Origin of the sequence: Tenacibaculum geojense, from assembly GCF_042676005.1 — a bacterium.
Lineage (GTDB): Bacteria > Bacteroidota > Bacteroidia > Flavobacteriales > Flavobacteriaceae > Polaribacter > Polaribacter geojense.
In genome coordinates this window covers 19936-41108 of sequence record NZ_JBHTJR010000017.1, presented here as the reverse complement: position 1 = coordinate 41108, position 21173 = coordinate 19936, and the positions used below count along the sequence as shown (strand labels likewise).

The window sequence follows — 21173 nt, the reverse complement described above, 5'->3', positions numbered from 1 at the left end:
TCTTTAGTATAACTAAAACTAGGTAATATGGTTACATTAAAGCCAGCAAAAGGAAGATTGCTAATTGCGGAGCCTTCTATTTTAGATGACGAAGAATTCAAAAGAGCTATCATTTTAATTACCGAACATTCGTATAAAAGCTCAGTTGGCTTCATTTTAAACAAACCTTTAGAGTATTCTTTAAAGGATTTGATTCCTGAACTTGATTGTAACTTTACTGTATATCATGGGGGGCCCGTTGAACAAGACAATCTCTATTTTATACACAAAGTACCGCAATTAATACAGGATAGTATTGAAGTTGCCAATGGCATTTATTGGGGCGGTAATTTTAATGAGCTTAAAACTCTTATCAGTCAAAAGAAAATCAAATCTTCAGACATTCGTTTTTTCTTAGGCTACACAGGTTGGGGAGCAGATCAATTAGAAGGTGAATTGAACACAAACACATGGTTTGTTACCGAAAATTGTTACAAAAATATCTTTTCAGTTAAAGAAGACTCTTTCTGGAAAAATATTTTATTACAAAGAGGTGGCAAATACAAAATTTGGGCCAATGCACCTGCAGATGTTCAGCTTAACTAGGCCGTAGCTTGCAATAGCTTTAAATTATTTTGAAGCTTTGTTGAAACGTTTACTGAAAATTCTTTTTTCCTGTAATTAGTTACGGGCTGAATTCCTATTATTGCATTTGTAATAAAAACTTCATCTGCTTTTTGTATTTCAAAAGGAGAAATTGATACTTCTTCCAAAGTATAATCAGGATGTTTTTGAATTATTTCTATTAACTTTTTCCTAATAATTCCTTTAATACAACCATCTGAAACAGGTGGAGTTTTAATTACATTGTCTTTTATTATAAAAATGTTACCGTTTAAAACTTCAACAACATTTTTATGCTCATTTAATAATACACAATTGTCAAAATCATTTTCTTTAGCAAAAACTCCAGCTAAAGTATTTAGCATTCTATTGGTTGTTTTAACGGTAGATAGTAATCCTGAGTAATTGTAAAAATCTTTATATAAATCTACTTTATAAACCTGCTTAGGAACACTTGTTATTTCAGCTGCTTCAAGTAAATAGTCTACTTCATTAGTTAATGGTGTATATAAACCACCATCTTTTCTAAAAACATTTAACCTAACTCTTATAAAATTAGCATCTATATGTTTAGCTGTTTTTAATATTTCATTTTCAAGAAACTCTAACGTAAATTCCATTGGTATTTTCATACGTAACATCCTCATAGATGCCATTAATCTGAAATAATGATCTTCCCAAAATACTACTTTATTATGTTGTATTTTGATGGTTTCAAAAATTCCATCTCCGTATTTAAACGCTCTATTTGCATGAGATAATTGTAAATCTGACTCAGAATAAAGTGTTCCGTTGTAGTTTATCATTTAAAATAAATTTGAAGACAAAATTACTAAATTTAAAAAGGAAGACATAAAAAAACCCGACTTGTTTGTCGGGCTAATTATTATTTAAAAAGAAATGGATTAAGCACCAATTAAATGTCTTAATTCATCAATTTGATTTTCCCAAAGCATTTTGGCTTCTTCAGCTGCTTCTTCATCATCTGCAAAATCTGTAATAATCAAAGAAACATCTTTAGTTAATGAATCAACTTGAATTTTAAATTCAAAATAACTTTCATCTCCATCACTTTCTAGCCATTTGTAACGAATTCTTTCATCACTCTTTTTTGAAATAATTTCGGCTTCTTCTTCACTATCATCCCAGATGAATGTAATCTTTTTACCTCTTGAATTCACTCTATCTGCAAACCACTCCTCTAACCCTGAGGGTGTTGCGAAATATTGATATAACATCGCTGGTGAAGCGTGCATCGGTATTTCTAAGTCAAATTTAACTTTACTCATTTATATTCTGGTTTAAAAGGCAATATATATAAATATTCTTTTTAAAAAAAATTTGATTTATTTGTTGGTGAAATCCAAAAATACACTATATTTGCACCCGCAATCGGCGAGGTAGCTCAGTTGGTTAGAGCGCAGGATTCATAACCCTGAGGTCGGCAGTTCAAATCTGCTCCTCGCTACAAAGGCTTAAACATTACGTTTAAGCTTTTTTTAGTTATTTAACAAGCTATTATAAATAGTGATTCTTATTTTTTCTGCGTTTATAAAATTCCAATTATACTGTTTCTCATAATCTTTAGTTAATGAAGTGTCGTTTTTAACATCTTCCAAGCCTTTTCCTACTTCTATTTCATGACTAATTTTATCTCTTAGATCAACTAAAATATCTCTGAATTCAATTAATTCTTTTTTATTAGAAACATTCATATGACCCGGAATAATAACTGTATCATCATCAGCTAATCTTATAACCTTGTTTGCCGATTCTATGTAACCATCAATACTTCCTCCACTGTCTAAATCTATATAAGGGAATTTACCTTGAAAATATGTATCCCCCATATGAATAACATTACTATTAGTAAAGAAAATATGCGCGTCTCCATCTGTATGGGCATTATGAACATGATAGGCCAGTATATCTTCTCCATCTAAATGAAACATCATATCTTTTTCAAAAGTAATAACTGGTAAAGCTCCTTTTGGTGCTGGAGGTTTAACTTTACCTCTTACAGTATTTTCACTATTCATTCTTAGCCTAACATTTTCATGAGATATAATTACAGCTCCTTGCTTATGCATATTTTCATTTCCGCCAGTATGATCTCCGTGCCAGTGCGTGTTAATTAAATAAGAAACAGGTTTTGTGGTAATCTTTTTAACTGCTGCTAATATTTGTGGAGTAACATTGGCAAATTTATCATCAATCATAAACACCTCTTCACTTCCTACAAAAATTCCAACATTCCCTCCAATACCTTTTAACACATAAATTTTGTCGTTAATTTTAACTGTTTCAATTTCGGGTGTCGTTTTTTGTGCCAGTACATTTACAAAAAACAACATCAATAACACATTCAATACTTTCATTTTATACTTTTTTATACATTTTGTAATGCTCACCCACTTTTTCTACATTAAAAGATTTTCCTATCACTTTAAAACCTAATTTTTGATAAAAACCAACAGCTTCTACTCTAGCATTACACCATAAATAGTCTACATTTTTACTTTTTAAAATAGTTACAGACTCTTTAATTAATGCCAAACCAAAACCGTTACCTCTGCTATTCTCTGCAGTTGCCATTCCACGTAATTGATAATGTTTATTTCCTTGTAATTGATTTAAATTTGAGGACATAAAAGTTCCTATACAAACTATTTCTGAATTATTAAAAACACCTAAATGAAAGGTTTCTTTATTTAAATCTCCTTGAAATTTGTAGGGTAAATCTATGTTCTTTCTAAGCACATTTTTTCTTAAAAAATAAGTCTCTTCTGGGGTAATTTTTTTAACCAAATTGAATACTTTTATCCTAAAATTTTAACTAATGAATATCATCTTTAAAGTTATTGAAAAGGAAGATATTTTACAAATACTTCCTTTGTTAAAACAATTAAATACTACAACCCCTCCAGATATACTAAAAACACGTGTTTTAGAGATGGCAACATACCCTAATTACGAATGTATTGGTGTTTTTGATGAAGATAAACTAATTGGAATTTGTGGTTTATGGTACTGCACACGTCATTATATTGGAAGAAGTGTTGAACCTGATCATGTTATTGTGAATAATGAGTATAGAGGACAGAAAATTGGTAAAAAACTATTTGATTGGATTAAAGAGTACACAAAATCAAAAGGTTATGAAGCTATGGAGTTAAATACCTATACAGGAAACAGAAAATCACATAAATTTTATTACAATGAAAATTTTGAAATCTATGGCTTTCATTTTCTTAACATTATGAGAGAAGACAAAACTTTTTATTAATTTTTAGGTAATATTTTTTGCAGGTTTTACAAACTATTATATATTTGCAACCGCTTTACTGCGGGAGTAGCTCAGTTGGTAGAGCGTCAGCCTTCCAAGCTGAATGTCGCCGGTTCGAACCCGGTCTCCCGCTCAAATTATTACATAGCAAATTATTTTGCAAAAAGCTTTACCGCGGGAGTAGCTCAGTTGGTAGAGCGTCAGCCTTCCAAGCTGAATGTCGCCGGTTCGAACCCGGTCTCCCGCTCAAAAAAAAACCGAAACTAATAAGTTTCGGTTTTTTTTTATTTTATCTCTTTAGAATCTTATCACCAAAAAGCAACAAAGCTCCTATTATTCCTCCAATTACAAGTACTAAAATAGTATCTGTTCTTACTATTACAGGACTCAATAATAATGTTAAAGCGTATCCACCAATGGCCCCTCCAATATGAGCAGCATGCCCTATATTATCCGATTGATTTTTCATACCGTATATAGAATACAATAAATATCCAACAGCAAAAACATACCCTGGCAAAGGCAATGGAATTGGAAACATTATCAGCTCCATTTCTGGATATACTAAAATAGCCGAAAATACAATACCAGTTACAGCTCCGGAAGCTCCAACCGCACTATAATAACCTTCTCTTTTGTGCACAAATAATGAATACATACTTCCCGCTAACAAACTACCAAAATATATTAGTAAAAAGTAAACACTACCAAAACTTGCAGAAACAATTCTTCCAAACAAATAAAGTGCATACATATTAAAACCTAAATGAATCCAATCTGCATGTAAAAACCCAGAGGTAAACATCCTAACTTTATCTCCATTCAATATACTTGACACCTGAAACTTATATCGATTAAAAAAGGACACATCATTAAACCCTTTTAATGAAGCTAATACATTTGCTACAATTAATATTACAACAATTTGACTCATCTTATAAAATTTTAATAACAAACTTAATGAAAAGATTTTGTTTGTAGTTCTGTAACATATTAAATACGATATTTGTCAAAAATATTTTTTTAATGAAATTTATAGCATACATATTAATTTACCCATTGGTTTACCTTTTATCCATTTTACCAATGAGAATATTATACCTTATCTCAGATTTTTTCTTTTTTATAACTTATTATATTGTAGGATACAGAAAAGATGTTATTAAATCTAACCTCAGACTTGCATACCCGAATAAGTCTGAAGAAGAAATAAATACCTTAACAAAAAAAAATCTACGACATTTTACCGACTTTATTGTTGAAACTCTAAAAACTTTTACCATTTCTGAAAAAGAAGTAGACAAAAGATATACTTATAAAAACATTGAGTTAATTAGAGAATTAGAAGCTAACAATAAGAGTATTGTTTTAACCGGTGCACATTATGCAAACTGGGAATGGATGTTCGCTATTCCAAGATTAATAAACCATAAAGCTGTTGGATCTTATAAAAAAATTAGCAACCCATACTTTGACAAGGTAGTAAAATCATCAAGAAGCAAATTCGGTTTTGAAGGTGTACCTACAACAAACACCACAAAAAAAATAGCACAACAAAAAAAAGATGGTGTTTTAGCTTTTTATGTTCTACTTTGTGACCAAACCCCTGGACTAAATAGAGCTTATTACTGGACAAAATTTTTAAATGTATTTGTACCTGTTATTACAGGTCCAGAAACTATTGCTAAAAAGCACGATTTTAATGTTGTAAACTTTACATCTACAAGAGTTAAAAGAGGATATTATGAAGTAGAATTTCAGCTTATTACCACCACTCCTCAAGAAACTGAAAAATTTGAGATTACTAACAAATTCATTGAATTAACAGAAAAACACATAGAGAAGAATCCTGAATTTTATTTATGGACCCACAAACGCTTTAAACACAAAGACAAGTTTGATATATGGAACGAAAAATATAACAAACAGAAATAAAAAAACCTTCTCAAATGAGAAGGTTTTTGGGTGGAAGACCGGGTTCGAACCGGCGACCTCCGGAACCACAATCCGGCGCTCTAACCAACTGAGCTACAACCACCATGTAACTTGCGGGTGCAAATATAGATCTATTTTACATTTTGACAAAATATTTTTTTAAAATATTTTATCTAAATTTTCAATTGCAATATAACGTTCTGAAACAAAACCTTCTGCAAAATCAACACCAACTAATCTTCCTAAATCTTTTGCTCTGTAACTTATGCTTTCTATAAAATTTTTACTCGTTATTGGAGTTTCTGGCTCATCACTAGCCGGATCGTAAAATTGAGAGCTATAAGCCATTACAGATGCTATTTTTTTGTCCATATACCCTGTAATATCTAATACAAAATCAGGTTCAATATTTTTCCATTGAATGTAATGATATACTTTTGTTGGTCTCCAATGAGATTGAGCCTCTCCATTAAGTGAGGTTTTAATTTTTTGCAAACCACTTAAAAAACATGCATCTGAAACTAATTTGCTTCCTTTGGGGTGATCAATATGTCTATCATCAACAGCGTTACAAAGAACAGTTTCTGGTTGATATTTTCTAATCATTTTAATAATCTCAAGCTGATGCTTTTTATCATTTACAAAAAAACCATCAGCAAATCGTAAGTTTTCTCTTACGCTAACTCCTAATATCTCTTTAGCATCAGCCGCTTCTTTATCTCTTAATTCAGCAGAACCTCTAGTACCTAACTCACCTCTGGTTAAATCTACAATCCCTACTTTTTTTCCTCTTGCTATTTCTTTAGCTAAAGTTCCTGCGCACCCCAACTCAACATCATCAGGATGGGCTCCAAATGCCAAAATATCTAACTTCATTTATGCTAAATCTAAATTTCCGTTCATATATTTTAAATTGTATGTAAAAGTATTCACTTTCCATCCTTCCGTTTGTTTCACCACTTCAATATCATAAGAGCCTACAAATTCTCTTACTGATCCATTTTGAGCTTTTGAGTGATAATGACTAGCCGTAGCATAACAAAAAACTTTGGCATAATTTTCATTAACCATAGTTACAATATGGTTTCCTACCAAGTGATATACTGCATCAATATTATTTAAAACAGACTGAAATAATTCACATACTGCTTCTTTAGCTAAATCTTCAGCATTTCCACCTGCAGATTCCATGTTTATAAAAACCTCATCAGCAAAAATTTCATTTTTTAACAATTCCCATTTTTTTTCATCTGTATAAATAAAAAGCTTGTTAATCAGCTCTATAATCTCTTCTCTAACTGTCATTTGTTTGTTATTTAATGCTAAGGTAATAAATCTGTTTTTCATTTAACTTAAAATATCAATATCTTAGCCTTTATGATAACTGTTTCGATACTTGGTAATGGTAATGTAGCGCACCATTTAACAACTGCTTTTTTAAATTCTGAAAAAGTAGTAGTTAAACAGGTTTATGCTAGAGATATTGATAAAATAGATTATCTAAAAGATAGGGTTTCAATTACTAATACTATAGAACTTTTAGAAGAAGCTGATGTGTATATTATTGCTGTTAGTGATAATGCTATAGAAAAAGTTTCATCTAAGATTAAAACGAAAAATGGTTTAGTAGTTCATACATCTGGTAGTTTTCCTTTACACAAATTAAACACTACAAATACAAAAGGTGTTTTTTATTTGTTACAAAGTTTTTCTAAAACAAAACCGGTTAATTTTGATGAAATTCCGTTTTGTTTAGAGGCTGAAAATGAAAAAGATTTACAACTTCTAGAAAATTTAGCTAATACAATTGGTAAAAAGGTTTACAGAATTAATTCTAAACAACGTCAGCATTTACATGTTGCAGCAGTTTTTGTAAACAACTTTGTAAACCATTTATACGCTATTGGTAATGATATTTGTGAAGCTTACAATGTTCCTTTTGAAATATTACAACCATTAATTAAAGAAACGGCATTAAAATTGAAGGAGTTATCACCAAAAGAGGCTCAAACGGGTCCTGCAAAAAGAAATGATACTAATACTATTGAAAATCATTTACATTTGTTAAACCCAAAACAACAAGAAATATATCAACTTATAACAAAATCAATCCAGGATGGATAAAAGCTATAAAGAAATTTTTCCGCAAATAGATACCTTAATTTTTGATGTTGATGGTGTGTTAACCAACGGCATGGTTACTGTATACCCAAACGGAGAAATGTTACGCCATATGAATATAAAAGATGGATATGCGCTTAAAGCCGCTGTAAAAGCTGGTTTACGTGTATGTATAATATCTGGCGGAACTAATGAAGGTGTAAGAAAAAGACTAGAAAACTTAGGTTTAACTGATATTTATTTAGGAGCTCACAATAAAATAAATCAATACAATGAGTTATTAGAAAAATATAATTTAAAACCTGAAAACATTCTGTACATGGGTGATGATATACCTGACGTTCCTGTTATGAAAAAAGTAGGTATGCCTTGTTGTCCAAATGATGCAGTAAGAGAAGTACAACAAATATCAGCGTATATTTCTGATAAAAAAGGCGGAGAAGGCTGTGCCAGAGACGTTATTGAACAAGTAATGAGAGTTCAAGCAAAATGGGATGGCAACTTCGATGCAAAATATGATTAACAAATAAACATTAAAAACATGAAAAAATTAGCATTAGCAGCTTTATTTGTGGCAACTTCATTAACAATGAATGCCCAAACAATTTTTGGTAAATGGGAAAACCGTAACGAAGATACAGGTAAAGTAGATAGCGTTATTGAAGTTTATGAAAAAGACGGAAAAGCCTACGCTAAAATTGTAGAAATTACTAATCCAGACAGAAAAGATGCTGTTTGTGACCAATGCGAGGGACCTAACAAAAACAAACCTATTTTAGGTATGGATATTTTAACAGGACTAGAAAAAGATGGTGATGAATGGTCTGGTGGTGAAATTTTAGATCCTAAAAAGGGAACTATTTACAAATGTTTTATCCAATTAAAAGGTAAAAACAAATTAAAAGTACGTGGTTATGTAGGTGTTTCTGTATTTGGACGTACTGTTTACTGGCACAGAAAATCTTAATACTTTTAAGGTTATATAAATTAAAAAAGCTCCGACAATTAAGTCGGAGCTTTAGTTTAAAAAAACCAATGAAAAACTATATATAAAAACTACTACTAGTAAAATTTAACATATCTCTTTTTGTTTGAAGGAAAAAAGTCTGCCAGTACAATTATTTCATGCGAGCCAGAACTATATTCTCCAATATTAGAGATTGCATATTCATATGCGTAACCTATTCTTATATTTTCTGTGACTTTAAAATTAACTAAAGCACTTACTGCATCATCTAACCTGTAAGATGTACCAAATTCAATCTTTTGGTTCCATAAAAGATTTAGAGAGACATCTAAAGACATAGGAGTATCTATTGCATATTTAAGTAAAAAAGAGGGCTTTAATTTAACCATACTACTTACATCAAAAATGTAACCAGAACCTATAAAGGTGTGTATTTCTTCTGCTGCGTTGGCAATTCTTCCTTCATCTTGATCAAAATATAAAGTTCTTACAAAATTAGGTACAGAAATACTTAAGTAAAATCTTTCACTATAAGCCAACAACCCTATACCAACATTAGGATATGTTTTGTTTACGTTTTCATTAAACAATTGATCACTACCTTGCTCTTGCTGTAAATCAGTTAATCCTACGTTGTGAAAAATCACACCACCTTTCACTCCCAAACCTAGTCGGAAAGTTTCAGATATATCTACAGTGTATGACATGTCTGCATTTGCATAAATTTTATTTTCTGGTCCAACTCTATCACTAACTACGTTTAAACCAAAACCTAGTTTTTCACTCACTCTTCCATGGCCAAAAGCTGTATAAGTTTCCGGAGCTCCTGTTACTCCTACCCATTGTCTTTTTCCTAAGAAACCTATACTTAAAATGTCTTCATAACCTGCATATGCAGGGTTTACAATACTCATATTGTATCTATATTGAGTATATTGAGGTACTTGTTGTGCGAAAATGTTTAGGTTGATACATGTTAAGAAGGCGCACAATATTAGCTTTCTCATTACTATATGTTATTTAGTGTTTACTTGTTTAAATACAGCCACCCTTGATATGGTGGTGTTTGGTTATCATTAAAATCAATTACATACCAATATGTTCCAGCGGGTACTAATTTTTTAGAACTACCAAAACCTATTTTTTTGTTAGATGTACCGTCCCACCAAATAGGACTTGTACTTCCTCCATTAGCATATTTATGAACAACACTTCCGTATCTGTTGTATACTGTTAATATAAACTTTGGGTATGCTGTTGCCAGTCCATCTATTTTAAATTCATCATTTACTCCGTCATCATTTGGCGAAAATGAGTTTGGAAATTCTTTAACTTCTAATTTTATTTTATTAGCTCTTTTTACATGAAATCTATTTGAAAAGTCATTTGTGTTATTTTGTGAAATCATATATAAACTAAAGAATGGAATAAGTAGTAAGATTAATTTTTTCATGGTTTTAATTTTAGGGGGAAACATTATTATTCCGATATTATTGAGACAACAATCTCTCCTAATATCTATAGTAAAATTACTTCTTAGATGTCTACTTTTTTTTACAAAATCGTTAAATGGTATGGTTAATAAGGTCAAGTGACTTATTACTACGATTTCTGATTTTCAACAACTTAAAACCCTACTTTTATTTTTAAACAATTGGTAAATATCTCTAGTTGAAAAGTAATTTATAAAATATGTAAAAAAAAGAAGCCTTACTGATAGTAAGACTTCCGATAGTTAATAAAAGCTATAAACCCTCATTAACACTCAACCTAAATTATAAATAAGATTCGTAACATGAAATGTTACAACGTAGTTTAAATTTGAATAAAATCAAATTCTGATTTTTCATTAGGTTTTTTATAAAAAAGATTGATAAAAAATTGTGGTAGGTTTGAAAACAAACGTTTAAAAACTCCTTTTTTAATATTGTTTGATTTACCTATAGTTTTATATAACTCGGCAAAATTTTCGGATTGTTCATAAGCGAGTAACTTATCAACGTTGTTAATAATAGAAAAAGCATTGGCATTCATATAAGCTAATAGTTCAACATTTTGTTCATTGTACAAAAAGCGTGCTCCAGCTTTTATGGCTGCAAGCTTGCCTTTATTTTTTTTCATATCAATTACACTAACTAATTCAGGTGCTTTTGATTTAATTGCTCTTAAAACTTTAATGGTGTTATCTTTGCTCCCGTCATTTACAAAACATAAATAACTGTCTTTTTTTAAGTTAATAAACTTTACAAACGTATCAACATCTATTCTATTTTCTTCATTATAACATGGTATAATTATTCCAAGCTTCATAGTAAAGTAGTTTAGCTACACAAAAATAAATTTTGTTAGGGGTTATTAATTATCCAATTCGATGATTGGTGGTTGTACTGGGTTAAACTGAATCTTTTTTGGCTTTAAGCGTTTTTTCACCTTTCTGTAATGAGTAGCTATATGTGCTAATTGTCCAATTATTTTAAATGAATCTTTCATTGATAGTTTAGATCCATCTGCATGAATCCATCTTTTTAATGGTTGCTCACATATTAAACTTTTAACATCTTCTTTATAATATTTTTTCATTCTCATGAAAATTTCAACATCAAATAGCCAACGTGTAATAAACTTTTCTTGAAAAGTATTATCAACAACTTCTTTAACCATTATTTTAGCTCCACATTGTGTGTCTTTAAAATTCATTCCTAATATTTTCTGAATAATAAAATTGATGGTTAAACTTATTATTTGGCGGGCAGACTCTTTAGAAATATTTGCTCCCATCCTAGAAATTCTTGAACCACTTACAATTTTATAATTAGAATTTTCTATAGTTTTAACCAAGTCATCAAAATCTTTAAAATCAGTAGATAAATCTGCATCTAAAAAACCTATATAATCTAAATCTGGATTTTTAGCTAAATGAAGCATTCCTAATCTAACCGCTTCGGCTTTACCTCCATTTTTCTCGCAATTGTAAACACTTATATAATCTTCTTTGCCTTCGCTTAATTTATTTAGTACTTGTAAAGTATTATCTGTGCTTCCATCATTAACAAAACATAAATGATAGCCTAAATTACTGTGCACAAAGCTTTCAAACTCTTCACTTAACAAACGATCTTCTTCATTATAACAAGGAATTACTACTCCTACACAATTTTTTCGAATCATTCTGTTAGCTTCATCTAATTTTTGTACTCTTAACTTATCGTTTACTGGCAAACCAACAAGTTTTTTAATTCTAGCTGCTATTTCATTTAATGTTACTGGTTTTTTTATATAATCATCTATGCCTAATTCATATCCTTCTAAAATGATTTTCTCATCATTATTACCAGACATAATCATCACTTTTACAGATGGGTCTTTAATGTTGTTTAAATACCTAACCACATCAATACCTGACATGTATGGCATGTTTACATCTACAATAACTAAATTTGGTTGAAAAGATTTAAATAATTCAATACCCTTACTACCAGAGTTGGCAGTTTTAACATTATAACCTAGTTCAGCAAGTTTTTTTTGCAAGGGCAATAAAATAAGCTGCTGATCATCAATAGTAAGAATCTTCATAAGCGTTGGGAATTAAATTCGACTTTAATGTATTATCTGCAGCAATATTAGACGATTATGGCTTTCATACTGACTATAAAAAGGTTAGTGGTTGATATATATAGATGAACTGCAATAAAAATTCGATGACCTATTTTTTTAACAAGATTTGTTTGTTGTATCTTTAAGTTGTAAAAAAACGATTATAAAACTTGGCGCAAAGATCCAACAAATACCTAATTATCGCATTAATGGTAGGTGTACTCTATCATACTACCGCTATTTTTTTCACACTAGAAAAAACATACGATGCTTTAATTCACCTATTTTTTGCTAATCATTACGCTAATAGTTGGTTTGAACCATGGAGCTACAGCTGGTACACCGGTTTTACCGTACAAAGTTATCCTCCTTTAGTACATCAAAGCATCGGTTTACTCTCTTATATTGGAGGCTTAAAATTTGGAATGTTTACCGTAGCCATTATTGGTACTATTTTATACATAACTGGTGCCTACAGGTTTGGGTTACTAATTACTGCCAGTAGAAGAGCTGCTGGATATACAGCTATTTTAGCTGCATTTTCATCTTGTTTTGCGGAAACACTGCATCTTTTTGGGCAACTCCCCAGTATTGTAGGAATATCTGTATTAATGCATGCCTTGCCTGAAATTTATATGTGGTTAAAAACGGGCAAATACAAATATTACTTTACCTGTATATCATTAATATCTGTTACTGTAACATCTCACCATGTAACACCAATTTTTGGAATGGTATTTTTTATATTTCCTTTAATTGGTATGGTAGTAATGGACCATGCTAGAGATTCTGTTAGTAGTATGAAAGAGGTTACTTTTAAAGTATTTTTAGCTTCTTTCATCAAATTATTTAAACGAATTATTGGTTTTGGATTATCTTCATTATTAATTATTATTTTTTGCATACTTCCTTATTGGATTAACACTAAAAAAAACCCTATCACACAAGTACCTATTCCACATGGTTCTCGTGATAACTTTTTAGAAGTTACCTCATCTGGACTGGCTTTTTTTGTAATTCCATGGGGAATTATCTTATTCTTTTTGCCCTACATAATATATAGATACTACAGTAAACGATATATGTTCTTTGGTATATCATTTACCATGTTAACCATTTTAGGAACTGGAGGAACAACTCCAATCCCATTAATGCTATTAGGAGAAACTGCATTTAATATTTTAACACTTGATAGGTTTACACTTTGGGCCTCTATTATGGCATTACCTATGTTTGGTGAATTAATTTTCAGGTTTTCTGAAGGTGACTTAAAAAAACTAATACAACAAAAGTACGGTGCCGTTACTCACAGAATAATCGGTGGCTTATTTGCTTCATCATTAATTTTTATGATGGTTTTTACCATGAGTTTAGGGTACTTTAGACCCGCACAACCTCAGAAAATTAAAATGTTACCAATTTTAAATTTTTTAAATCAAGATCAACATGACCATTGGCGATATTTAACCTTAGGTTTTGGTGATCAAATTGCCTGGCTTGGTGCTAATACTAAAGCTATGAGTGTTGATGGTAATTATCATTCTGCTAGAAGACTTCCTGAACTCACTACAAGAGCTGTTGAGCGATTAGAAAATTCAAAGTTTAGAGGAATTGAAGGCCTCGGATCTTTACAGCAGTTTTTAACGGTACCAGAAAAATATAATTTAAAATATATATTCTCTAATGATAAGTTTTACGACCCACTACTCTACTTTTGTGGATGGCAACGCTTACGGCAATTAGAAAACGGAATTATGGTTTGGGAACGATTAGGGGTTCCTCCGCTTTCATCTATTTTACCCAAAAAAGATGTTCCTAAGTTTTTAAAAATAATGTGGGCCATCATACCTGTAACAACAGTTATAATTGCTTTTTTTATAAACATTCAGTTAATGTGGTATAGAACATTAAAGCTAAAACCAGTCATTAAACCCGTTTATCTAAAATTTACAACCCCATATAAAAAATTCTCTGGTAATGTTTTAAGAACACTTAAGTATTGGGTGTTAATTATATTTTTAGTTATATGCTACGGAATGTATCTGTTTTATGTTAAAAACACTACACAAATAAGCGCTAAAAATGTAGTTGAAGCTTATTTTGATGCTATTGACTTTAAAGAATTTGAAAGAGCCCATTCGTATGTAGATCCTAATAGCAATGTATCTTTAGCACAATATATGTTAGAAATATCTGTTACTGATGGATTGTTGAGTTCTTATGCTAAACTTGATGGCATAGAGGTTAATTTTAAATATTTAAATGAAAATAGAGCTAAAGCTATTATTCATACGCAATGGATTACCCCAATTGAAAAAGCAGAAAAAAAGTTTGTATATGAAGTCATAAAAAGAGGAAGCAAATGGTATATTCAATTACCTAATTATGATTTAGATATTCCACCAGATCAATTATTCTCCGACAATACTACATACTTTTTAAATCATGGTAGAAGAAGAATAACCACCCAACAAACTCATCATGAAGACGTATTAAAACAACCTGTTTTAGAAATTTTATCAGCTAAACTAGTCAAAAATGGTGAAAGCTATGCTGTTATTGGTGAAGTTCAGAATATTGATAATGTTCCTGCAGATATTATTTTAAAAGCTACGTTGTATAATGATGACGATAAAATTTTAGCTAATTACAACGCCAAGTATTTAGTAAAACATAAGTTAATGCCTAAAGAAACATCTAATTTTAGAATTAATTTTGAAGGAATTGCTTGGTCAACTACCAAAGATTCCATTCCTAAAGTATTTGATCCTGATCAGTTTACACCTAAAGAATTTACAGAGCAACCCACTAAATTTAATTTACACTGTGAGGGTAACGTTGCTAATACAGATTTATATAAATTGGTAAGTATCAATAACCTTCAACACACTGAAACACACATTAGCGGGAATTTATTTAATACCGGTATTCAAGAAGTTACCATACCACTTTTAATTATTTCTTACTACAATGAAAATAAAGAACTGATTTGGGTTGATAATCATTTTATAAAAGAAGGAATCAGACAACAACGCAGACAATTTTTTAATGTAAAACTTAAAGAGTTAGATAGCTTATCTGTAATTAATAATGATAAAACCTTTACTTTTATTAATGGTTTACCTAATGAAGATATTGCTAAAAAAGTAGTTCCAAATAGAATCATTGGGCATGAAAACAACAAATTAATTCCTAAAAAAGGAAAAGGATATAGTTTTATAAAAATTGAAACCTATAATTATATCGGAAACCCTAATTAATGTACAAAAATTTACAACATATTAGTATTTTATTGCTATTGGTATTTTTAATATCAGCAACTTCTTACACACCTAAAAAAGAAAGCATAGCCGTTACATTAATTCAAAAAATTGATTCAAGCAAAGCCACACAACCCATCAATCTTACGTTTAAAAATGCTGATAATTGTTTATTATACTGTAACAATTCATTTGGATCAACCTTGATAGCTCCCGATACTAAAAGTGACACCAGTTTTTTTAAAATTCCAGATCATTTTACTAAAAAAACAGGGGTATTACGCTGGAAACTTATAAAAAATAACAATGAACTACTTTCTGGTACTATTGAAATTTTACCATCTAATACCAAAACGCATTTAGAAACCTACTTTGGGCCAAGAAGTATTTTAGCAGGCGGCAATGATTTCTCTATGTTTGTTGCAGTTCCAACAGATAGTTATGACAATCCTGTAAAAACAGGAACTGACGTATTTATTAACCACCAGTTTTTATCTTCTATAAAAACAGACAAAGTACCTACTAAAAATTTTATTTCTTGGAAAAATATATTTTCAAACAAACCTGCTGGTAGAATTTTAGTGAGCTCTATATGTAACAACACCTCATCTAAAGAATTAACAACCATAGTATATGCCAATAATCCAACAGATTTTACTATATCTGCCAAAAGAAATCATGATTTTTCGGATGGAAATCAAATAACCTATTTTCAAACTTCCGTAATTAAAGATCAATATAATAACATTGTTAGTGATGGTACTTTGGTAGAATTTAATATTATTAATAAAGAAAAAATGCTTTTAAAAACATTTGGCACAACAATTAAAGGAATTGCTCAAGCTAAAATGTTACATCCTGATCATGAAGAAATCTGGACAGTTAACGCCTTGGTTCCAGGAATGGCAGATAGTAACAGCATAAAGCTTAGGTATAAACAAGTTTTAAAAGATTTTTATGTAGAATTTACCAATGGCAATAGAGAGATAAATATTGGTGTACTTACCAGCTTTATGGAGCAACCAGTAGCTGATGGTTTTATTGTAAAGTTGTATTTATTTAAGAAAGATTCATTAATAGAAACAAAAATTAAAACTTCTTTTAAAGGAAAAGTAAGCTTCAAGCTTTCTAAAGATTTTTATGCTAGTGATATTTATAATTTTAAATTAGAGTCTGGCGGGATTATAAAAGAGTTTTCAAATATAAAATTAGATGAGTAAAAAAGTTACTAAAAATATATATAGAGGCTTATTAATTATGTCTTTTGTAGGTTTAAACCTATTAATTTTGTTTGGCGTAACCTCAGTTTTAGCGTTTTTAAACACAGGAGCAGATAGAGCTTCAATTTTAAACACTCCACCAGAAAGTGTAGATGTTTACTTACCAAAAACTACATGGACTTCCCTACAAAATCCTGGCAGACCAATAGAAAAACAAACATTAGCAAAAGTTCAGAAAGATTATTTAAATGCTTGGCATATTAAAAACACAGCATACAAATCAAATAAAACTTACGGAATTAGTGATTATTATACAGACAGCGCACGTGTTAACTTATATAATACTATAGATTATAATTTAGCAAATAATATAACTGTTGAATCTACAACAATTTCGCACCAACCCAAATTAGAATTTTACAGTGCAGATGGTCAATTAATTGTTTTTACGGATGAAAATGTTGAAGAATACCAGCGTTTATATAAAAACGACACCCTTACTTTTGAAAATACACATAAAGCAACCTACAAAGTTTTAATGCTTTTAGAAGATGGTTTTTGGAGAATTAGACATATGGTTAAACAACCTCCTACGTTATTTGAAAAGCCAATACAAGCATCACCTTTTGCTTTTGTAAGAGGAAAAACTATTTATGTTGATAACAAACCTTTTACTATTAAGGGAATAAATTATTATCCTCAAGCTTCACCTTGGGATATGTTTGGTGATAACTTTTCATCAACAATTATTAACAACGATTTTGCTTTAATTAAGAATGCAGGATTAAATACCATAAGAATTTTTATTCAGTATGAAGATTTTGGTAAAGCTGATGTAAAACCAGAAAAACTTGAAAAGCTTAAGCAAACACTTGAACTTGCAGAAAAAAACAAACTAAAAGTAATTGTTACTTTATTTGATTTTTATGGTGATTACAGTGTGCAAGACTGGACTCTAACACACAGGCATGCTGAAAAAATTGTGAGTAGTTTTAAAGACTACAGTGCTATTTTAGCTTGGGATATTAAAAACGAACCCGATTTAGACTTTAAAAACAGAGGTAAAAACAATGTGTTAAAATGGTTAGAATACACGACAAAGCAGATTAAAAAATTTGATCCAAATCATTTAATAACTATTGGTTGGTCTAACACTAAAGCTGCAGAAAATTTAACCAGCTTGGTTGATTTTGTATCGTATCACTATTACTTATCTAATTTTGAAAAAGATGTAGCTACTTTATCAGTAAACGTCCCTAACAAACCGTTAGTTTTACAAGAGTTTGGCTTATCATCATACAGTGGGTTTTGGAATTTATTTGGGGCTAATGAAGAAGACCAAGCACAATACCACAAAAAAATGCAAGCAATTTTTGCAGAGAAAAATATTGCTTACATTTCTTGGACTTTGTATGATTTTGATAAAATTCCAACAAGTGTAGTTGGTAGTTTACCATGGAGAAAAAACAAACAAAAACAATTTGGGTTTATAGATAAAAACGGAAATAAAAAACCATCTTTTCTATACATCAGTAGTCATCAACCCTGATTTTGACATTTGTTTTTTCGCTATAATATTTTCAAAATGATTTATATACATATCGGCAATTTCTTCCATTGGTAATGAGGAAGCTGCTGCATAATTTGTTTTTGCCAACTCTAACCTGTAAGCGTCATTAGTAACAATTTTTTCAATAGCATTTGCTAAAGAATCAGCATCATCAGCTTCAAAAAACTCACCAACATATCCTTCATCTCTCACCAAATCCGTTAAATCACCTAAATTAGGCATTGTTACAGCCTTCCCGTAACTTCCTGCTTGATGTAAAACTCCTGAACTTCCTGTTGTTGTTGTATAAGGAAAAACTACCACAGCACTGTTACCAAAAATTACGGGTACATCTTTTTCTTCAACATAACCAGTAAACGTTAAATTAGATACATGAGCATATTTTTTCTGAACACTATCTAAATATCCAGGAGTATTAGGACTGTCTGTTCCTGCTACAACAATGGCTAAATCTTCTTTAGTTCTTTGTCTTATTTTTTCAACTGCCTCAATCATTACTTCCACTTTTTTATAAGTACCAAATTTACCAAAAGCCATAATTTGCTTTGGTCCTTGAGGTAAGTTATAATTTGGTTCTGGTGGTGTTTCAAAAGTACCGTGTGGAACTAAAACTACATTGTTAACTTTGTATTTATTTTGAAGTGTTAACACGTATTTATGAATAGTTACCGCAACTAAATCCGAAGCTAATAATAGTTTAGTTAAACTAGTACCTATAAAATTATACACTGCTTGTAATACTTTATTTTTGGTAAAACCAGCGTTTCCTAAATCTACTTGTTCTAAAATATTATGTAATAATGAAATGGTTGGAATACCTTTCATTTTAAAAAGCATTGGTAATAATAAACCTAAAGCTGCTGGAATTTTTTTATCACCAAATTTTAAAAATTGAAGGTTAAATAATATAGCATCAGGTTTTTCTTGCTTAACAGCTTTATAAATTCCTATTATATTTTTATAGCTATTAAACTCCCAACAATCTTTAACGGTAATTTTACAACCTTCCTCCTCAAAGTCTAAATGCTTTTTTTCAATAGTTTTATCAGTAATTAAAACTATTTCGTCTATTTTTTCTTTCAGCCTAAAATGTTTTACTAAATGATATCCATATTCATTTAACGTAACTTTACTTGGTGGGAATGCAGTAACAATGGCTAACTTCATAATTTTACATTTTATTTAATACAAATATCTATGAACATGTAAGCTAACTAAGTAATTCTTCGATAGAGCTTTAAAAAATATAGACAAATGGTATTTTTATAGGGATTAATGTTATTTTTTTATGTACTGATAACTTAAAAAGAAAATCAGTTGTACTAATAGTAATAGTGACATGGCAATAATTTGCATGATAACCACTTGCAACAAACTATTATGAAAAAAGATAATCAGTACTACTTGGGCAATTCCCATAACTGCTGATAAGATTACTGGCACGTATTTATCTATTGATAAAAAATAGTAAGCAAAAACGTTAGATATTGCAAAAATCGAAGTTGCTAAAGCGTATTTCCAGAGTAATGGTACTATAGAAATATACTCTTTCCCAAACATAATGTTTACTACAAATTCAGGAAATAAGTAACTTCCTGCCACTATTGCAAATGCTAATAATGAAATGTAAATAACATATTTTAATAATACATTTCCGTGTGGTAATCCTTCTTTTTCTTTATTTACTACATTTGGTAATAATAACATTACAAACATCCAAGCTACAAAGTAAACCACCCTTCCTATTAAAGCTAAAGAAGCATATAAACCAGCCTCATAACTAGGGAAATAATGTTTTACCAATAAGATATCGCTATTATTAATTATTATTTGAGTGCATTCATAAAAGGCTGTCAATACAAAAAATTTAAAAACTACTTTTTTGTGAGAACTTGTAAATACTGATGGATTTTCTGAATTTGTTTTTAGTTTATAAGGTAATAATCCAAAGAAAAAAGAAATTAAAATACCTATAGAAACAATTACAGACGAGGGAATATTTAAAATGTATAAAAACAATAAGGTTAATGCTAATCTACTTAACATTTCTCCTTGATAAGTGATTGCTAACTTATCAAATAGTTTTTGACCTTGAAAAACACCACGGTTTATACTCATTATAAAATAAATAGGTACACCCACTCCAAAAATCATAAACATACTACTGGTAGATGTATTAAAAACAGCTTGTAGTTGATTGGCAAAAATTATAATTAAAACTCCTATTACTAAACCAATTATAAAAGTATTTTTAACTAATATCTGTAAAAAACGTTGAAAAACAGATTTCTCAAACAATACTACATATTTAGCTGCAACAAGCTGAAAAGTCATGGCTAAAAAAGACAAAACCAATAAAAAAGTAATTAATATAGCGGCGTCGGCAAATTCTTTAGGACCTAAAATTCTTCCTAATAATAAATTGTACACATAATTTCCTGCATTTACCAATAAGGCACTTAACATAAAAATTCTTTCTGGATTTAAATGTTTACTGATTGTGGTAACAACTTTCATAGAATTACTAACTTACATTTGACACAAATATCTATCTATAATCAACAGACGACTATCTTCTTTCGTTTAAATGCAAAAAAGTATAGACCAAATATTTAAT

The 21173-nt window shown here is 30.1% G+C and carries 22 protein-coding genes and 4 tRNA genes; 12 read left to right on the top strand and 14 right to left on the bottom strand.

All coding sequences use genetic code 11. The annotated features are described in order from the left end of the window. Positions 1-27: 27 nt before the first annotated feature. A complete protein-coding gene (locus tag ACFQ1U_RS02460) occupies positions 28-585 on the top strand; it encodes a YqgE/AlgH family protein (protein WP_386104956.1) in 558 nt (185 codons plus the stop codon). Here ACFQ1U_RS02460 and ACFQ1U_RS02455 read toward each other — a convergent pair. Both ACFQ1U_RS02455 and ACFQ1U_RS02450 read right to left on the bottom strand, forming a co-directional pair. Further along, positions 582-1409: an aminotransferase class IV gene (locus ACFQ1U_RS02455; RefSeq protein ID WP_386104954.1), complete on the bottom strand. Its 828-nt coding sequence runs from the start codon at positions 1407-1409 to the stop codon at positions 582-584. The two genes, ACFQ1U_RS02460 and ACFQ1U_RS02455, sit on opposite strands and share 4 nt — an antisense overlap. 99 nt (positions 1410-1508) lie before the next feature. Continuing rightward, positions 1509-1892, bottom strand: coding sequence for an START-like domain-containing protein (locus ACFQ1U_RS02450; protein ID WP_386104952.1), 384 nt, complete (start codon positions 1890-1892; stop codon positions 1509-1511). A gap of 105 nt (positions 1893-1997) precedes the next feature. Between ACFQ1U_RS02450 and ACFQ1U_RS02445 the strand changes: the two genes are divergently transcribed. Beyond that, positions 1998-2071, top strand: a tRNA-Met gene (locus ACFQ1U_RS02445). Positions 2072-2102: 31 nt separating this feature from the next. On the opposite strand, the gene ACFQ1U_RS02440 is transcribed toward ACFQ1U_RS02445, so the two are convergent. Together ACFQ1U_RS02440 and ACFQ1U_RS02435 are read right to left on the bottom strand one after the other, a co-directional pair. Beyond that, positions 2103-2981 (bottom strand): MBL fold metallo-hydrolase, encoded by an 879-nt coding sequence (locus ACFQ1U_RS02440; RefSeq protein ID WP_386104950.1) that lies wholly within the window; start codon positions 2979-2981, stop codon positions 2103-2105. Between the two features lies 1 nt (position 2982). After that, entirely contained in the window at positions 2983-3363 is a 381-nt protein-coding gene (locus ACFQ1U_RS02435; protein ID WP_386104948.1) for a GNAT family N-acetyltransferase, read from the bottom strand. Positions 3364-3442: 79 nt separating this feature from the next. Between ACFQ1U_RS02435 and ACFQ1U_RS02430 the strand changes: the two genes are divergently transcribed. From ACFQ1U_RS02430 to ACFQ1U_RS02420, 3 genes are all read left to right on the top strand, one after another. After that, entirely contained in the window at positions 3443-3889 is a 447-nt protein-coding gene (locus tag ACFQ1U_RS02430) for a GNAT family N-acetyltransferase (RefSeq protein WP_386104946.1), read from the top strand. Between the two features lie 60 nt (positions 3890-3949). Further along, positions 3950-4022 (top strand) — tRNA-Gly (locus ACFQ1U_RS02425). A 41-nt stretch (positions 4023-4063) separates the two neighbouring features. Then, a tRNA-Gly gene (locus ACFQ1U_RS02420) sits at positions 4064-4136 on the top strand. 42 nt (positions 4137-4178) lie between these two features. Here ACFQ1U_RS02420 and ACFQ1U_RS02415 read toward each other — a convergent pair. Beyond that, on the bottom strand, positions 4179-4823 hold the full coding sequence (locus ACFQ1U_RS02415) for a rhomboid family intramembrane serine protease (protein WP_386104944.1): 645 nt from the start codon (positions 4821-4823) through the stop codon (positions 4179-4181). 92 nt (positions 4824-4915) lie between these two features. Between ACFQ1U_RS02415 and ACFQ1U_RS02410 the strand changes: the two genes are divergently transcribed. Further along, positions 4916-5824, top strand: a complete 909-nt coding sequence (locus ACFQ1U_RS02410) for a lysophospholipid acyltransferase family protein (protein WP_386104942.1) — start codon at positions 4916-4918, stop codon at positions 5822-5824. Positions 5825-5852: 28 nt separating this feature from the next. Here ACFQ1U_RS02410 and ACFQ1U_RS02405 read toward each other — a convergent pair. From ACFQ1U_RS02405 to ACFQ1U_RS02395, 3 genes are all read right to left on the bottom strand, one after another. Beyond that, positions 5853-5928, bottom strand: a tRNA-His gene (locus tag ACFQ1U_RS02405). Positions 5929-5983: 55 nt separating this feature from the next. After that, complete coding sequence (gene bshB1 / locus ACFQ1U_RS02400) at positions 5984-6700, bottom strand: bacillithiol biosynthesis deacetylase BshB1 (protein ID WP_386104940.1); 717 nt, start codon at positions 6698-6700, stop codon at positions 5984-5986. Beyond that, entirely contained in the window at positions 6701-7171 is a 471-nt protein-coding gene (locus tag ACFQ1U_RS02395; protein WP_386104938.1) for a nuclear transport factor 2 family protein, read from the bottom strand. Positions 7172-7201: 30 nt separating this feature from the next. On the opposite strand from ACFQ1U_RS02395, the gene ACFQ1U_RS02390 reads away from it, so the two are divergent. From ACFQ1U_RS02390 to ACFQ1U_RS02380, 3 genes are read left to right on the top strand one after another with little or no spacing between them, the layout of a single operon-like run. Then, positions 7202-7948, top strand: a complete 747-nt coding sequence (locus ACFQ1U_RS02390) for a Rossmann-like and DUF2520 domain-containing protein (RefSeq protein ID WP_386104936.1) — start codon at positions 7202-7204, stop codon at positions 7946-7948. Further along, positions 7941-8468, top strand: coding sequence for a KdsC family phosphatase (locus ACFQ1U_RS02385; protein ID WP_386104934.1), 528 nt, complete (start codon positions 7941-7943; stop codon positions 8466-8468). Before ACFQ1U_RS02390 ends, ACFQ1U_RS02385 begins: the two co-directional genes overlap by 8 nt. Positions 8469-8486: 18 nt before the next feature. Continuing rightward, positions 8487-8912 (top strand): DUF2147 domain-containing protein, encoded by a 426-nt coding sequence (locus ACFQ1U_RS02380; RefSeq protein ID WP_386104932.1) that lies wholly within the window; start codon positions 8487-8489, stop codon positions 8910-8912. 95 nt (positions 8913-9007) lie between these two features. Here ACFQ1U_RS02380 and ACFQ1U_RS02375 read toward each other — a convergent pair whose 3' ends face one another. The 4 genes from ACFQ1U_RS02375 to ACFQ1U_RS02360 all read right to left on the bottom strand — a co-directional run bounded on the left by ACFQ1U_RS02375 (position 9008) and on the right by ACFQ1U_RS02360 (position 12485). After that, positions 9008-9919, bottom strand: coding sequence for a PorP/SprF family type IX secretion system membrane protein (locus tag ACFQ1U_RS02375; protein ID WP_386104930.1), 912 nt, complete (start codon positions 9917-9919; stop codon positions 9008-9010). A gap of 20 nt (positions 9920-9939) precedes the next feature. Next, positions 9940-10365, bottom strand: a complete 426-nt coding sequence (locus ACFQ1U_RS02370; protein WP_386104928.1) for a gliding motility-associated C-terminal domain-containing protein — start codon at positions 10363-10365, stop codon at positions 9940-9942. A gap of 362 nt (positions 10366-10727) precedes the next feature. After that, the gene (locus tag ACFQ1U_RS02365) at positions 10728-11222 is read right to left on the bottom strand and encodes a glycosyltransferase (protein WP_386104926.1); all 495 of its coding nucleotides are present in this window, start codon (positions 11220-11222) and stop codon (positions 10728-10730) included. 45 nt (positions 11223-11267) lie between these two features. Continuing rightward, positions 11268-12485, bottom strand: a complete 1218-nt coding sequence (locus ACFQ1U_RS02360; protein ID WP_386104924.1) for a response regulator — start codon at positions 12483-12485, stop codon at positions 11268-11270. A gap of 191 nt (positions 12486-12676) precedes the next feature. On the opposite strand from ACFQ1U_RS02360, the gene ACFQ1U_RS02355 reads away from it, so the two are divergent. The 3 genes from ACFQ1U_RS02355 to ACFQ1U_RS02345 are packed head-to-tail and all read left to right on the top strand — an operon-like array spanning position 12677 to position 18535. Further along, positions 12677-15766 (top strand): hypothetical protein, encoded by a 3090-nt coding sequence (locus tag ACFQ1U_RS02355; RefSeq protein ID WP_386104922.1) that lies wholly within the window; start codon positions 12677-12679, stop codon positions 15764-15766. Continuing rightward, positions 15766-16986, top strand: a complete 1221-nt coding sequence (locus tag ACFQ1U_RS02350; protein ID WP_386104920.1) for a hypothetical protein — start codon at positions 15766-15768, stop codon at positions 16984-16986. Before ACFQ1U_RS02355 ends, ACFQ1U_RS02350 begins: the two co-directional genes overlap by 1 nt. Next, positions 16979-18535 carry a glycosyl hydrolase family 5 gene (locus ACFQ1U_RS02345; RefSeq protein WP_386104918.1) on the top strand — a complete coding sequence of 519 codons (1557 nt, stop codon included), beginning with the start codon at positions 16979-16981 and terminating at the stop codon, positions 18533-18535. Before ACFQ1U_RS02350 ends, ACFQ1U_RS02345 begins: the two co-directional genes overlap by 8 nt. Here ACFQ1U_RS02345 and ACFQ1U_RS02340 read toward each other — a convergent pair. Together ACFQ1U_RS02340 and ACFQ1U_RS02335 are read right to left on the bottom strand one after the other, a co-directional pair. Next, the gene (locus tag ACFQ1U_RS02340) at positions 18509-19723 is read right to left on the bottom strand and encodes a glycosyltransferase (RefSeq protein ID WP_386104916.1); all 1215 of its coding nucleotides are present in this window, start codon (positions 19721-19723) and stop codon (positions 18509-18511) included. The genes ACFQ1U_RS02345 and ACFQ1U_RS02340 overlap by 27 nt on opposite strands. 111 nt (positions 19724-19834) lie before the next feature. After that, positions 19835-21073, bottom strand: coding sequence for an oligosaccharide flippase family protein (locus ACFQ1U_RS02335; protein WP_386104914.1), 1239 nt, complete (start codon positions 21071-21073; stop codon positions 19835-19837). Positions 21074-21173 lie beyond the last annotated feature (100 nt).